Origin of the sequence: Dysgonomonas termitidis (genome assembly GCF_042654545.1) — a bacterium.
In the GTDB taxonomy this organism is placed as follows: domain Bacteria; phylum Bacteroidota; class Bacteroidia; order Bacteroidales; family Dysgonomonadaceae; genus Dysgonomonas; species Dysgonomonas termitidis.
In genome coordinates this window covers 1-16,006 of record NZ_JBHSGN010000103.1, presented here as the reverse complement: position 1 = coordinate 16,006, position 16,006 = coordinate 1, and the positions used below count along the sequence as shown (strand labels likewise).

Annotated in this window: 14 protein-coding genes and 1 pseudogene; all 15 read left to right on the top strand. The window is 35.8% G+C overall.

The genetic code is table 11. The annotated features are described in order from the left end of the window. Positions 1–20: 20 nt before the first annotated feature. The 15 genes and pseudogenes from ACFO6W_RS17335 to ACFO6W_RS17265 all read left to right on the top strand — a co-directional run bounded on the left by ACFO6W_RS17335 (position 21) and on the right by ACFO6W_RS17265 (position 15,962). A complete protein-coding gene (locus ACFO6W_RS17335; RefSeq protein WP_379998714.1) occupies positions 21–2,222 on the top strand; it encodes a peptidase domain-containing ABC transporter in 2,202 nt (733 codons plus the stop codon). Next, positions 2,223–2,774, top strand: a complete 552-nt coding sequence (locus ACFO6W_RS17330) for an HlyD family secretion protein (RefSeq protein WP_379998713.1) — start codon at positions 2,223–2,225, stop codon at positions 2,772–2,774. A 9-nt stretch (positions 2,775–2,783) separates the two neighbouring features. Then, positions 2,784–3,527 (top strand): HlyD family secretion protein, encoded by a 744-nt coding sequence (locus tag ACFO6W_RS17325; RefSeq protein ID WP_379998711.1) that lies wholly within the window; start codon positions 2,784–2,786, stop codon positions 3,525–3,527. A gap of 361 nt (positions 3,528–3,888) precedes the next feature. Then, a pseudogene (locus ACFO6W_RS17320) lies at positions 3,889–4,384 on the top strand (hypothetical protein); the annotation flags it as partial. 114 nt (positions 4,385–4,498) lie between these two features. After that, complete coding sequence (locus tag ACFO6W_RS17315) at positions 4,499–5,902, top strand: site-specific integrase (protein WP_379998709.1); 1,404 nt, start codon at positions 4,499–4,501, stop codon at positions 5,900–5,902. Between the two features lie 32 nt (positions 5,903–5,934). Beyond that, positions 5,935–7,401, top strand: a complete 1,467-nt coding sequence (locus tag ACFO6W_RS17310; RefSeq protein ID WP_379998707.1) for an RNA-binding domain-containing protein — start codon at positions 5,935–5,937, stop codon at positions 7,399–7,401. 10 nt (positions 7,402–7,411) lie between these two features. Continuing rightward, positions 7,412–8,143, top strand: a complete 732-nt coding sequence (locus ACFO6W_RS17305) for a magnesium transporter (protein ID WP_379998705.1) — start codon at positions 7,412–7,414, stop codon at positions 8,141–8,143. A 139-nt stretch (positions 8,144–8,282) separates the two neighbouring features. Further along, positions 8,283–8,588, top strand: coding sequence for a helix-turn-helix transcriptional regulator (locus ACFO6W_RS17300; protein ID WP_379998703.1), 306 nt, complete (start codon positions 8,283–8,285; stop codon positions 8,586–8,588). After that, on the top strand, positions 8,578–9,768 hold the full coding sequence (locus ACFO6W_RS17295; RefSeq protein WP_379998701.1) for a primase-helicase family protein: 1,191 nt from the start codon (positions 8,578–8,580) through the stop codon (positions 9,766–9,768). The genes ACFO6W_RS17300 and ACFO6W_RS17295 overlap by 11 nt, the downstream gene beginning before the upstream one ends. Before the next feature lie 201 nt (positions 9,769–9,969). Continuing rightward, positions 9,970–10,911 (top strand): toprim domain-containing protein, encoded by a 942-nt coding sequence (locus ACFO6W_RS17290; RefSeq protein ID WP_379998699.1) that lies wholly within the window; start codon positions 9,970–9,972, stop codon positions 10,909–10,911. A gap of 141 nt (positions 10,912–11,052) precedes the next feature. Further along, positions 11,053–11,352 carry a plasmid mobilization protein gene (locus ACFO6W_RS17285; RefSeq protein WP_379998697.1) on the top strand — a complete coding sequence of 100 codons (300 nt, stop codon included), beginning with the start codon at positions 11,053–11,055 and terminating at the stop codon, positions 11,350–11,352. Between the two features lie 4 nt (positions 11,353–11,356). Beyond that, positions 11,357–12,298 carry a relaxase/mobilization nuclease domain-containing protein gene (locus tag ACFO6W_RS17280; RefSeq protein ID WP_379998695.1) on the top strand — a complete coding sequence of 314 codons (942 nt, stop codon included), beginning with the start codon at positions 11,357–11,359 and terminating at the stop codon, positions 12,296–12,298. Further along, entirely contained in the window at positions 12,282–12,701 is a 420-nt protein-coding gene (locus ACFO6W_RS17275) for a hypothetical protein (protein ID WP_379998693.1), read from the top strand. The genes ACFO6W_RS17280 and ACFO6W_RS17275 overlap by 17 nt, the downstream gene beginning before the upstream one ends. 83 nt (positions 12,702–12,784) lie before the next feature. Next, the gene (locus tag ACFO6W_RS17270; RefSeq protein ID WP_379998691.1) at positions 12,785–15,574 is read left to right on the top strand and encodes a hypothetical protein; all 2,790 of its coding nucleotides are present in this window, start codon (positions 12,785–12,787) and stop codon (positions 15,572–15,574) included. After that, positions 15,567–15,962: a DEAD/DEAH box helicase gene (locus ACFO6W_RS17265; protein ID WP_379998689.1), complete on the top strand. Its 396-nt coding sequence runs from the start codon at positions 15,567–15,569 to the stop codon at positions 15,960–15,962. Before ACFO6W_RS17270 ends, ACFO6W_RS17265 begins: the two co-directional genes overlap by 8 nt. Positions 15,963–16,006: the final 44 nt, after the last annotated feature.

Here is a 16,006-nt window from a genome sequence, read left to right as displayed (position 1 = left end):
ATCATATTGTTATCATTTCTATGCACAAAAACATCTTCCCTCTTTTTATTCAGCACGATTTAGTTGATTGTGGCCCTACTTGTTTAAGAATGGTGGCAGCGTATTATGGGCGAACTTATTCATTGGAGGATTTAAAGGAGAAATCACGTATAACGCGGGAAGGTGTATCACTTTTAGGCATCAGTGAAGCTGCAGAAAACATAGGCTTTCGTACAATGGGTATAATGATTCCTTTTGATAATTTAAAAGACGCAACATTACCCTGTATCATTCACTGGAATCAATCACACTTTGTTGTTGTATATAAAATAAAGAGAAAAAGAGGTATTGATTATATATATATTGCAGATCCTTCAGGAGGAAAATTTAAATATACGAAAGACGAATTCTGCCATTGTTGGATTAGCTCAGTTAATGAAGGAGAAAAAGTTGGTGTATCTTTACTTTTGGAGCCTACCCCCGACTTTTATGAGCAGAAAACTAATAAGGCTGAGCGCGTAGGACTCAGATTCCTTTTTGCTTATTTAAAACCTTATAAGAAGTTCATATCTCAATTATTTTTAGGTCTGCTCTTTGGAAGTATTATTCAACTAATAATTCCTTTTCTTACACAATCTATTGTTGATTTTGGTATCAACACTCAAAATCTTAGTTTTATCTATCTGGTACTTATAGCCCAGCTCGTATTAATTCTTAGTAGCACATCAGTAGAATTTATACGGGGATGGATACTTTTACATTTGGGAACACGAATCAATATTGCCTTGATTTCAGATTATCTTATTAAACTCATGCGTTTACCTATGGAATATTTTGATACGAAAATGGTCGGAGATATTCTGCAGCGTATAAATGACCATGATCGCATACAAAATTATCTGACAAATTCGACTTTAAACATTTTATTCTCATTTTTCAATATTATCATTTTCAGTATTGTACTATTGCTATACAGCGTGAAAATATTTATTATCTTTTTTATTGGCAGTATCCTGTATTTCTGCTGGGTATGGATATTTATGAAACGAAGAGAAGAGCTTGACCGCAAAAATTTCGCGCAACAATCGGCTAATCAAAGCAATATAGTGCAACTTATAACAGGCATGCAAGAAATTAAGCTTAATGCTTGTGAACGACAGAAGCGTTGGGAGTGGGAACGTATACAAGCAAAACTATTTCGTATCCGTATAAAAGGTCTTGCGTTAGGACAGTACCAAAATTCTGGTGCTATATTGATTAATCAGGTAAAGAATCTTATTATAACGGCTTTAGTTGCTCAATTAGTAGTGCAAGGAGATATGACTTTGGGAATGATGTCGGCTGTACAGTATATTATAGGACAACTAAATGGCCCTATTGATCAAATGATAAATTTTTTCCGACAAACACAGGATGCAAAACTTAGCATAGAGCGTTTAAGCGAAATACATGAAAAAGAAGAAGAGGAGAGTATGGATGAGATACAAATACAGAATATCCCATCAAATAAAGATCTGAATATAAGGAGAATAAACTTCTCTTATGATAAAACATCAATTGGTAAAACCGTTATAAAAGATATTGAATTCCTAATTCCCTATGGCAAACAAACGGCCATAGTTGGAACTAGCGGTAGCGGTAAAACAACTTTGTTAAAACTTCTGCTGAGATTCTACTCTTTGGATAAAGGTGATATCCTTTTAGGTGAAAACAACCTAAATAGTTACAGTATCCGCGAATGGCGTAAAAAATGCGGAGTAGTTATGCAAGATGGGTTTATATTTTCTGATACAATTGCGAAAAACATAGCGCCTGAGGTAGAAAATATCGATAAGGAACGCTTAATGAATGCTGTTATAACCGCAAATATTCGTGAATTTATAGAGTCACTCCCCCTTTCGTACAATACTAAAATTGGAAGTGAAGGGCATGGATTAAGTCAAGGTCAGAAACAACGGATTCTTATAGCTAGGGCCGTATATAAAGATCCGGAATTCGTATTCTTTGATGAAGCAACAAATGCTTTAGACGCAAATAATGAACGTACCATCATGGAAAATCTTTGGGATTTTTTTAAAGGACGTACCTCTATCATTGTCGCCCATCGGTTAAGTACTGTACGCCACGCTGATCAGATTGTAGTGCTGGAAAAAGGCGAAATCGTGGAAATAGGAACACACGAAGAGTTAACAAATAATAAAGGCGCTTATTACAGCCTCGTAAAAAACCAACTGGAACTATAGATGAAATTGAAAGAATCGGATAAAATAGAATTACGCAGTGATGAGGTCAAGGAAATCCTGACCCGTCCGCCACATGCTCTTATAAGGTATGGTATATCGGTTATCTGCGGAGTGATTCTAGTATTGTTTATCGGTTGTTTTTTCTTTAAATATCCTGATATTGTAACTGGAGAGATTGTTATAACGACACAGAACCCTCCAGTATGGCTTGTTGCAAAATCCAGCGGACGAATTAAGGATTTATTATGCAGAGAAAAACAACACGTAAACCAATATGATCTTCTGGCTGTAATAGACAATGCAGCACAAACAAATGATGTAAATAAACTGGGTAATTTGCTAAATCAAGTGGTTATATCCGATTCCGTATTCTATATCCCAACAGAACTTTATACATGCTCATATGAACTCGGCGATTTACAATCGACGTTTTCATTATTTACAAGAGCTGCTGTAAACTATGATAACTTTCATTCCGTCAATCTCACAAGCCAAGAGAAACTGGCTCTTCAAAAACAAATATCAGAAAAGAAGAACTATTTCATTGCTTAAAAAAAACAATTGAAATTAAAAGAAAATGAATTGACATTAGCACGATCAGCTTACAAAAGGGAAGAAAGTTTATATAACAGAGGTGTAATCTCCAAAGCTGAGCTGGAAACAGCTGAACAAACCTATTTAAACCTGCAACAATCCTTTCATCAGCTCCAGACATCAATTATACATGAGAATGTAGAATCTGTACAGATGAATGAATCCGTTAAAAAACTATCTCTGCAACACCTTCAGGACAAGAATCAATATTATTCAGAATTAAGATCGGCATACAGAGAATTAGTTACCGCCATTGAAGCATGGAAGCAAACATATTTGTTAATATCTCCAATAAATGGAACTGTAACATTTAATACTTTCTGGCAAAAAGACCAGTTTGTAGAATCGGGGGATAAGGTCTTTGCCGTTATATCCGAACAGCCAGGAGAAATCATAGGGAAAACGGCTATCGCATCTTTTGGATATGGAAAAGTTAAAGTAGGTCAGGTTACAAACATCAAATTGAATGGATATCCCTATATGGAGTATGGAATACTTAAAGCTAAAATAAGGAATATATCCCTTGTTCCAACAGAAGATAAATATACTGTGGAAGTAGAATTAACTAAAGGATTAATGACGACGTCAGGAAAAATACTCAATTTTACAGGTGAACTATCGGGGCAAGCTGAGATTATTACCGATGACCGTAGCCTTGGTGAACGACTACTTTCCCCTTTAAAATATCTGCGAGAAGAAAAAATAAAATAATTTATAGAAGTTTGGAGAGAGTGTAATCCTCAAAATAGGAGTATAGTATAACGTATAACTAAAAGACGCAAGATGCATGCAATCAAATTTAAATAAACTCTAATTTTTGATCCATGAACAAACTAGCTTATATCAAATACTCTCAAAAGGAAGCCAATCGTAAGATCTGGAATTATTTGATGGATAAATATGAACTGTTAAAAAAGAAATGCATTCTATTAACATACTTATGGTTTCCAATAGCTTGCATTACATTTGGCTTTGTTGCTGTGTTCAGTTGGATTAGCAGCCTTATCTTGTTCCGAAAAAAAGTTCACTTTACGCCCCATTATCTCAGGGTATGTATTGAAATGGCAAATATGAACCAAGAAGAAGCAAATTAGAGGATATGTATATAGATGAAAAGTAAAACAGGATGATTACGATAGGATGAAGGAAAGGTATAAAAAGAAATTGCAGTCATTCAAGAAAAAAAGACAATAGAAGAAAACCTAAACCGTTCTAATATCGAACCAAAATTGAAGTACTCTATTGGCCTGATAGACAATATGGATTACTATATAAAAGAAGGTAAGGTTGAAATGAAATGCAAGCTATTAAGTTCAATGTTCCCCGAAAAAGTCGCATTTGATGGAAATTCATATCGAACCAATTCTTATAATATGGTACTTGATTTAATTTATCAGCAAACCAATGAATTACGAGGTATAAAAACAAAAAGCGGAGAGAGTTTTTCAACTTTCTCCGCCTCAGTACCCAGAGCCGGTTTTGGTAAGTTCAAAACCATCCAAATCAATAAAATTGGAAACAACGTATATTTGTTTGATACACAATATGTAATGGTTGATTTTGATTGAGTATGTTTGGATGCGATTTTAGTACTTTTTGAAAAATGCGGACAAATTGCGGACACGGAAACTTGCTAATTTTCTTATTTATTGTACCTTTGCGAATATAGAAATTTTTCACTTATGGCACAGACCAATTTTTATTTAGGAAAAGCAGTCAATACCGCGGGAGAGTCAGAGATAAGTTTGCGGTTGTATGTTTCTCGTGATATTCGTATCCGGGTGGGCTCTGGCATTTGGGTTGATAGAAAACGCTGGGGGAAGAAAAATGATATTAATATTCCGCTGATACAGGGAGAAGAAAGAGAACTATTGCTAGAAAAGCGTTCTAAACTCAAAGCTCTGACCGAACACCTTGAAAATCTCATAAATACAAGTGAAGATAAAAACACGATAGACAGACCTTTCATTGAAAAAGAAATAAAGAAGTTTTATAAACCTACTCGAAAATCTGTTGCTCCCAAAGAAGAATTCTTCTTTGATGTGATGGAGAAATACCTTTCTATTCATAAATTGTCAGTCCCACGTCAAAAAAATTTCAAAGTAATAATGCGATGTCTGCACCGCTTTGAGTTATTCAAGAAAAAAGAGGGGCATAGAGGATTTAAGCTGTCTTTTGCCAACTTATCTTTAGATTTACTACAACAGATCGAAGATTTTCTAGGAAATGAGAGGGAGGCTTTTCTCAAATATCCAGCCATATATGAAGAATTTCCGTATTCAAGCAAAATAGCAGTTAAAACTCCGAAGAGAAAACGCCCACCTACATTAGACGAAGATGGCAACGTAGTTCCCAAAGGCATTCCGAAACCTCGTGGACAAAACTCCGTTGCTGATATGATGCTCCGTTTTCGTAGCTTTATTATTTGGGCAAACGATAATGAGTACACCACAAATAATCCATTCAAACATTTTACCATTGGCGAGATTGTCTATGGTACTCCCATCTATATAAGCAATGACGAGCGAAACAAACTATTAGACGCTGATTTGTCCGATAATGCAGAGCTGGAAACCCAACGTGATATTTTTGTTTTTCAATGTCTGATTGGTTGCAGGGTTAGCGACCTATACAAAATGACCTATAAAAGCATTATTGACAATGCGATTGAATATATTCCGAGAAAAACAAAAGAGGAACGAGCAATAACCGTTCGAGTTCCGTTGAGTGATACGGCAAAACAGCTCATTGAGAAATATAAAGATTACGAGAGAGAAACCATTTTTCCATATAATACAGAACAAGATTATAACCGAAAGATAAAAGAAGCATTCAAAAGAGCCGGATTGGATCGTATGGTTACAGTTCTCGACCAACAAACCAGAGAAGAAGTTCAGAGACCTCTTTATGCAGTTGCTTCTTCACATATGGCAAGGCGTAGTTTTATTGGAAATATCTATAAAAAAGTAAAAGATCCGAATTTGGTTGGTGCATTGAGCGGACATAAAGAGGGGAGTAAAGCATTTGCCCGGTACAGAACCATTGATGACGAGATGAAGAAAGAATTAATCGGTATGTTAGAATAAAAACGTACTTTTGTATTAAATATCAGATTTTTATGATTTCAAAAGACGAAATAAAAGAATTACTGGAAGATATAGAGAACGAACGTGTCGAGCGAACAATCTCAACAAAAGATACAGATAAGTTTGCAAAAGCTATATGTGCCTATGCTAATGATCTTCCCAATAAGAAATTGCCGGGCTATCTAATGGTAGGAGCACATGACAATGGCACTCTTTGCGGATTGAAAGTTACAGATGAATTGTTGCGTAGTCTTGCCGGTCTTCGTTCTGATGGAAATATACAGCCCAAACCTGCATTGATGGTAGAAAAAGTTTCTTTTCCAGAAGGAGACCTTGCTGTCGTTGAAGTTCTACCGAGTAAAATTACACCCGTTAAATACAAAGGAACGACTTATGTTCGTATTGGAGCAAGAAAAAGCGAAGCCAATGAAGAAGAAGATAGAATCCTTCGTGAAAAAAGCGAAGTCAAATCTCCCACATACGACACTACTCCTTGCTTACACAGCACCATTGATGACTTGGACTTAGATTTATTTAGGACAGAATATCTTCCTAAAATGGTAAATACTGACACCTTAAAGGCAGATAAACGAGATATTAAACAGCAATTGGCATCATTAACACTTTTCGATATAGCTTCAGACTGTCCAACAGTAGCCGGAATCTTATTAATAGGGAAAGACCCAAAGCGTATTCTCTTTGGATCATATATACAGTATGTTGAATTTGCCGGAAAGAAAATAACATCCAAGGTAATAAACGAAAGACAGTTTTCCGGTAATCTAATTACGATGCTGCGAGAGATAGACTATTTTATCAAATACACTATTCAGAAACAGCGTCCGGTATTTGTTACGGTTTTGCGGGAGGAAATGAAAATCAATTATCCATACGAGGCGATAAGAGAGTTGGCGATGAATCTCATCATGCACCGTAATTATCAAACAAATGCACCTGCAAAGTTTTATGAATATTCCGATAGGATAGAATTGGATAATCCGGGAGGTCTTTATGGTAAAGTGCAACCGGAAAACTTTCCTAATGCAAACGACTATCGTAATCCTGTTATTGCAGAAGCAATGAAAACCCTTGGTTATGTAAATCGCTTCAACCGGGGAATAAACATGGTGCAGGAGATACTCGAAGAAAATAAAAACGGACAAGCCATTTTTGATTTCAAAGACATTTTCACTTTCAAAGTTACTGTTATGAATGCAGACCCAAAACCGGAGGATGGTGCAGATGACATAAAAAACGGTGCAGAAAATAGTGCAGATGGTGCAGAAAATGGTATAGATAGTGGTGCAGAAAATTTGACTCAAAAAGAAGCCGATATTGTTGCTCTTATTAAAGAAGATAATAAGATATCAAGAAAATCCATAGCTGAAAAACTAAATATAGGAACGACAACTGTTTATAGGTATATAGATTCTCTTAAAGCCAAAGGTATTCTTGAACGTGTCGGTGGAGACAGAGGCGGTTACTGGAAAATAAACTAAGCACAAAGTTATGGATTACCGAAAAATCAACAGCCATATAATTTTACTCTCGATAGTTGTTCTTGTCGGAGTAATCATATCCATGATTGGACGAAGAATTATGCTTGAGAAAGGCTTTGATACTGGTACAGCAAATCTAACTTTTATAATTATTCTCGGTATATGCATTGTTTTATATTTGATAATCCTTGCAACTTTAGCTCATAGTATTGTTCCTTGGGTAATGAAAAAATTGCCTAGAAAAAACAAATCCACAAGCATAGTTATTGAAGACATAAATAACGCCCTCAGTGAAAAAGAAGAAATGTTGAGACTTCAATCAATAGACGAGATAAGGCGAAATGCAGATAAACTATTCATTGATAAAGAAATAGCAAAAATAAATTTGTTTATTGAATATTCCCATCTGACGATGGCTCCCTACATAACAAATGACGAACTGCTAAGGCTTGATGAGTATATCAAATACTTTGCACGAAAAGAGAGCTTGCCGGATAATCTAATTCCAATCAAGCCAAGAGAGCTAAAGAACCCTGATATGTTTCACTTTGGATGGAACATGTCTCACTATTTTGAGCATGACAAACAAGAAGTAGTTCCTTGGCTTAAAACAGTATTTTCCGAACTGAATAAATTATCCCCCTCAACAATAAAAGGGAAACTTTACGACTACCAAACACGGAAACACACCATTCCGAACATAGACGATATCCCGAAATATATGTCCGAAAACCGTTCATAATCCTTTTTTTTAGAGATAATGGAGAGATTTTGAGGAGATAACCCAGTGATTTGGGTCTCCGAAAAATCTCTCTTTTTATTTGCCTCGGATTCGATTGAGTCCGAAAGTAATTTATTGTTTAATTCTAAAATTTCCGATTATGAATTATCGTGATTTATTGAATTCCGGGGCGAATGTTAGTGTAACACTCAAACTCGAAGATTTGCGAGAAATCTTCAAAGAGATGGTCAGTAGTATCAAGCCAAAAACGAACGACCAATCTCCAGAAGACTTTCTCAGCAGAAAAGAGGTGCTGAATCTCCTCAAAATTGATTCTTCCACTTTATGGAGTTGGGAGAAGACAGGTTATATCAAGTCTTACCCATTCGGAGGGCGAAAGCGGTACAAACTCGTAGATGTCGAAGCGATACGCACCGGCAGGAAAGGAGTACGTCATGGGAAATAAAGAAAAGTATATCCGAGTCGGCACAACTTTATACAAGATTGTCCGCCGTCCGCTAATCAGTGGCGACTATATTGAGGAGAAGATAATTTGGAGTTATGAAACTCTTCGACAGGATTATGGCAAGAATAACCTGCCGGAGATTGAAAAGTATGATGGTTTTTGCATTATTCCGAATCATATCAACTATATGCAGGTATATGGGACTTATCTAAACCAATATGAACCCGTCAATCACGTTCCTTGCGAGGGAGAGTTTCCATATATTTGCATGTTCCTTGAACATATTTTCGAGGAACAGATAGAACTGGCGTATGATTATATACAGCTACTCTACAAGAAGCCTACTCAAATCCTACCGATCATCTTATTAGTCTCGACTGAACGTAACACCGGAAAAAGCACCTTCCTGAAGTTTCTAAAGATGATATTCTGCAAAAACGCTACGTTTAACACAAACGAAGACTTCAAAAGTCAGTTCAATGCTGATTGGGCGAATAGATTGCTGGTTCTTATTGATGAACTTCTCCTTAACAAAATGGAAGATACTGAAAAGATTAAGAATCTATCAACAGCTGGAGATTATAAAATCGAAGCGAAAGGGAAAGACCGACGAGAGATTGAATTCTTCGCCAAATTCGTTCTATGTTCCAATAATGAACGAAATCCGATTATAATTCCAAAGGAAGAAATCCGTTTTTGGGTTAGGAAAGTCAGTCCGGTCGAGAACTATTTAACCGACTTGAAACAATTAATGGAAAAGGAAATTCCTCATTTTCTGCATTTTCTTCTTCACAGAGAGCTATCCACTCAGAACGAGTCTCGAATGTGGTTCAATCCAGCTTTACTCGAAACGCCTGCTCTGAACAAAATCAAGAAATACAATTCCAGTAAGATTGAAATAGAAATGGCTTCTCACTGTAACGAGATGATGGAGTTGACCGGACAGATAACTTTTCGTTGTTGTACAAAGGATTTATTAAACGCAGTTCAAAATGCCGGACTGAAAGCCGACCTCAATCAAATTCGCAATATACTGAAAGATAACTGGGGTGTCCATTCTGAGAACAACAGTTATTACACCCTCTATTCGCAGAGATTTGATGGAGAATTGGATTCAGTGAGAAAAAAAGGACGTTTCGTAGAAATAGAAAAGTCTTTGGTAGATAAAATTCTGTTGTAATGTTCTTTTTTATCTATAACTAATTAAAAATCAAAAAGAACAACTAAGCAACAACAGCGCAACAAAGATACCACAAAACGAAGATTGTGGAGAACAAAGAGTTTAGAAACTAAGATTTGTTGCGAGCCTGTTGATACCGTAACTCATTTATTATCTGCGAAATATATCCGTTTCGCAACAAATCAACAAAAATTTAAGATTATGACTTTAGAAGATATAAAGAAAATAAGTATCCGGGAATATCTTGGGCAAATAGGGATATGTCCGACGAAAGAGAATGTTCGATATGGTATGTATCACTCTCCCTTCCGGGAAGATAGAGATGCCAGCTTGAAAGTAGATTACAATCAAAATTTGTGGATTGATTACGGAACTGGCGAGGGTGGAAGCATTATCGACCTCGTTATGCGAATCAATAATGCTTCAATGAATGAAGTTATTACTTCATTAAGTCAGTACAACATAACGACAGTACAACAGACGAGCCCTTTTTCTTTTCAACGAAATAATATTCCGGAAACACAAGAACCTACAGTAACGATTCGCAAAATACAGTCATTGTCAAATCCAGCTTTGCTTGATTATCTAAAAGAAAGACGAATTTCGACCGATATTGCAAACCGATATTGCAAAGAAGTTTATTACTCAGTAAATGGTAAGCCATATTTTGCAATAGGTTTTCAGAATGATGCCGGAGGCTGGGAACTTCGGAACAAGTATTTCAAAGGAAGTACTACTCCAAAGAATATTACGACTATAAACAATGGCAATGATGCAGTTATGCTATTCGAGGGTTTTATTGATTTTCTCTCTTATCTCTCACTAAAACAGAACGCTTCGCCAACAATAGATTCGGCAATATTAAATTCATTAGCCAATCTTCCAAAAGCGATTCCTTTTCTTCAAACCCACCAGACAATACACGCTTTTCTTGATAATGATGAAGCAGGCAAGCGGGCTGTTCAATGTTTAAGCCCGGTTTGTAAAGAGGTAATCGACCAGTCTGTTTTCTATCGAAATCATAAAGACCTGAACGATTACTGGCGGGATAAATTTAAGCCCAAAAAAGAGGTCAAAGAGAATAATGCCGTCTCTTCTTTTAAACGGCAGATTCCAACGAAAAGGAAAGGGCACAGGATGTAGAGCTAACCTTTGCGCGAAGTGCATTGCAAGACGTCAGTTTGTTACCACAAACTGCGCTTGCCGCCTGAACCGCTTTCGCTGGCGGGAAAATGCAATCGCTTCGCTCTCGACAGTTTTTTTATCAAAATAATCAGTAGTCAAATGAAAAATAGCTATATAAAATTCCGATGTACGGAATTAGAAAAAGAGAGAATCGAGGGCATGGCTGAAAGGTCGGGAGTAAGCCTTTCCGAGTATTGCCGGCAACAATGCCTGACAGGTAGGATACTTGCCAGCCCGAAGCTAAGCCCGACAGAGATTTTATACTTCCGGGAGCTGAAAGAACATAATAATGCCATTGCCCGACTTGCCAATCTTATACGGAACAAAGACCCACAATTAGTGATCGCCATTGCGGAATATCTGGAACAATCCCGACAGTTGTATAACCGATTCTTTTAGGCGTATGATTGGAAAAGGAAAAGCAATAGCACACGGAGGTAATGCGATTAATTATGCCTTGCGTGAGGGTAAGCTGGATAAGATAGTCGGCAGGAACATGGTTGAAAGTGATTCGCCTGCCGACATTCTCCGGGAGTTTGAAATGGTTAATCAATACAACTACCGATGCAAGAACAAATATATGCGTTATGAAATCGGTATATCTCCGCAGGATATTGGTAAACTCAAACCGGGAGATATGATTAAAATAGCACGGACATTCGCTAAAAAAATGGGATTGCAGAATCATCAATGGATAGCCTGCACCCATAAAGACACAGGAAAACCACATATCCACCTGATTGCAAACCGCATCGGAGTAGATAGTAAAGTATTCGATACAACCTTTATGAGCAACCGTTCGGCAAAGATTGCGGAAGAGATAAGCCGTGAAATGGGACTGACGATAGCTAAGGATGTTCAGAAACAAAAAGAGCATCTGAAAGCCTATACAGACCCTGCACGCCAAAAGACAAAAGAAAAGCTCCAACAAATTGCCTATTATGAATTATTCAAGAACGTCAGTTTAGAGGGCTTTTTGCGTGGATTGGAAAACGAAAGTATAGGTGTTGAATCAGCAAAGAACAAGCAAGGGAATACCTATGGTATCCGCTTCACTTACGAGGGGCAGACATTCAAAGCATCTGAAATAGGTCGGGAGTTTGGATTCCGGTCGCTTGCCAACAATTTTTCCTCTTCACTGGAAGAGGATCATTCGCAACAAATTCGGCAGAGTCACAACCAAGATGCAAGCAATCAACAATCCTATTCAGGAGTAAGTTCCGACATAGCTTCGCTATTGGCAGACTTGTTTACTCCCAATAGGCACAATCCCGAAGAAGAAGATAATACATTGAAACATAAAAAGAAGAAAGCTAAAAAACGATATTATGGACGACAACAGTAAAAACTCCAAACGCCGGAATAAGTTTGCCGGAAAAGAGGATATTTCCCGCGAAACAGCAGATAATATCCTGAGCGGTCAAATCTACCAGCTCAGGGAAATATCCCGAATGAACGATGAAACGGCAAACCAAGTCAGGGAGAGTGTAAATATCTTATGTGAGAAGCAAATCTCTATTGACACTAACAAGTTTGAACAACTAAGCCGGAACTTTATCAACGAAATGGAAAATAAACTTCGAAAAGTAAAACAACCATCCAAAGGCTTGAAGTGGTATATTGTGATGTGGGTAATTACTTTGGCTTCTGCATTCCTTGCCGGATATTTCATTCATGAATACAGAGAATGGAAAGAGAAAGCGATGTATTGGTATCAGATGTATGAGGAAACTAAACCTAAGAAATAGATAAAATAAAGGTTTTTAGATAGAAACATGTCTAATTCTTAGATGTTTATTATTTTTGTATGAAATAAGAATTTGCGATTAACATGAATGGATTACTTCAACAGATAGAAAAAGTTTTCAATGAAAATAAATTAATTGGAAACCATGATTTTACCGAAGAAGAATATTCCTTAATGGTAGATGTTGTTGGTAGTTTAAGTGATGATTTTAATAAAAATCATCATAATCTGATATTCGCGACACTTGTTGAAATAGCAAAACGTTGGAAACAATCCGGCACTGATGAAGATAGTGAAGAAAACAGCGGATATTGGGATTATGTATTTAAAATATTATTTGGTTCTGATGTTAATCAACAACTTTGTCAAAAATACAGAGATGTAATTGGTTGGCTCGGTAGAAGTTGTAATATTCCAGTGGTTACATATGGACAAAAGTACTATGCCACCTTGATGATGCACTCGTTTGCACCCAAAAACAGTATTTGTTCATTTTTTGACCTTTGTTACAATGTATTTAAAAAAGATTTAGATTTTGGTTTTACAAGTGATGATGAATGGCTTTGTGAAATTGCTGCAGAGCAAATGAAAAATGTGTTAGGAGGCGGCTATCGAGAAGATAAGTTAGTTTCTATCGGGTCGAGTGCATATTCTATAAAAATTGGTTTACGCTCTTTTGTTTTGAATGAGAGCTTATCTGTCGAGTTCATTAAATTCATAAAAGATACATTCTATAATATAAACAAACTATTTAATAGGGAGATAGTCGAAGAAAACACAAGATTAGAACGATATATTGTTGATTGGTGGAAAAATAAAACTGAATCCGAAAAACTTTCAGATGATATAGTACACAAAAAACGAGTTCCAACAGTTTCAAAGCATGATATTGTTGCGAAATACATTAGAAACGAAAATGAGGTTTTTCTCTGCATTCCGTCAATCAGGTTAGACAACAGCAATAATAAAATATGGCTTGCGGTTTATGTGAATGGCGAACAACTTTATTCAGAAGAATTAAGGACTAAAAGAGGTGAATTGGTTGTTGCCACAAAAACAAAGGAGTTTAAATTAAATGAATTGTTGAAGTGTGCCGATGCTATCACTATTAAGATTGAAATTAAGGAAAACGAGATAGTTATATTTGATTCGGAAAAGAGCAAAACCTCTTCACTTAACAGAGAATTTATTTTGTTTGAAGGCGAAAAAGAAATTTTCAGCCAAATAAATAAACCGACAAATTACTTCGTTTATTCAAAAGATATAGATGCACTAAAAAGTGTTCCAGGCGAACTATCAACTTTTGGAACAAATCTATACAATATTTATCCAAATGCAGGAGAATGCTTAGTCGGCGAAACGAAGCAAGTCTTTTTCATAGATAAAACAAAGACGGCAAGTTTAGGCAAAAATGCTTGTTTGATAGGGAGTGTAGCCGATGTTGAATGGATATTAGATGATATTTCTTGCATTGTGTACAAAAATGCTGTTAAGTTAATGATACCCGAAAATTTCAATTTAAAAGCATTGGAATTGAAAATAGACAATAAACGTTACAAACTACAAGAACTGAATTACGAACGGATTGAACTGAATTGTTATCAATTTGGATTAAAAATACTTGGGTTAATTTCCGAATATTACCCAACTGAAATATCCTTATATTCTTACGAAAAAGAAAAGGAACTATTAAAAGAAACTATCATCGTATTGTCTGAGATTGATATACAATTCAATAATCCATTTTACTACGGAGACATTGGGCGAAAAATTACCATAAACAGCAATAATGAAACAATAGAATTATCTTGGAGTAAACAAGATGAAGAAGTTATTTGCCCCTTAAACGATGGTGTTCTTGTTGTAAAAGTACCTTATTTGAAATGGCGAATAAACGATGATGAATGGCATAATGAGCCGATTAACAAAAAAATATGGTATAAAGATTTGTTGAAAAATGGAGACTTATTGGAAATAGACAGCCCAAAAGAAAATGAAACAGTATCTATTCTTGGGAAAGTTGACGGTAAATCATTTGAAATTGCAAAAAATCAGAGCGGAAAATTTGAAATTGGTCGAGCCATTTATGCTAATGAAAATTACACAAATATTTCTGTTCGTTTTTCAGATGGAAAAAACAAATTTGACCTTTTCAATATCGCCACCAAGGAGCATTTTGTGGAAAATCCGTTAATTTACAGAAATGGAAAAGTTTGTTGGGATGTAGAGAATACTTTTATTGGAGATAAAGACAATGATTTTTTCCTTATTGCGAAAGCAAATGGAAAAAATGAGAAAAGCGGAAGGAAAAAAGTTGGTGCAACAAACATTCAATTTGGTAATTTTGATGAAGATTTTTATAAAATAATTGTGAAAATTAAAGACAAAAATGTCTTTTCAAAAGAAGAAAAGTACGATACTATTTTTGAGGGTGATTTAGTGGTTGGCACTCTCGATAAATTGAGGTTTAAAAACAAAGTAATCAAACTATTGGCAGCAACTTGTATGAATGCAAAATCTTTTGAATGGATTTCATTTATTCCAAAATACTTCATTGACAAATTGGAATTAGTTAAAGAAGAAGAAAATGTTTATTACACAGGACAATTGTGCGTAATAGACCAAAATGGAGAAACAAGAGTGTTAAACAGAATGGAAAACGAAAATGGAGATTATGACAAAGTAAATCCTGTAAGGATTGAACTGAGAGATAATTTTACGCTTTGGTTAGTGGCAGGCTATGAAGGCGAAAATGACTTTATCGGTGGTTTGTTTTTCGATAAAAGACGAAAGGGTATTTGCAATATTGCACAACAAAATGAGCTGTATGACGAGATGAATTTATATAGATTTAAAGAAGAAGAATATGTTTAATCCAGCAAAAGCCGCAGAAGAAATAAAGAAAGAGTACATTGGTTATATAAGTACAACCTTTCATTTCCGTAATCAAAATCTGCAAAAAAGATTAGTTGAAGAATTAGAAAAAACGGTTTCAAGTGGACCTTTTGTTGAGATTAAAGATTCGTTCAAGTCGGGCAAAACGCTTGATGAACTGATAGAAAAAGGTATATTGTCTTCACTTTTCAGAGATTTGGAAAAAGACAAGATACACGAACCAAAACTTCCTGTTTCTCGTCCTTTGTATTTGCACCAAGAAAAAGCAGTCGAGAAAATCGTTGCAGGAAAAAATGTTGTTGTTTCAACGGGTACGGGTAGCGGTAAAACAAACTGTTTTGTTATTCCTGTAATTAGGGTCTGCTGATAAACTGATAATTCGTTAAGGATGAGTGAAAATACTTATATTTG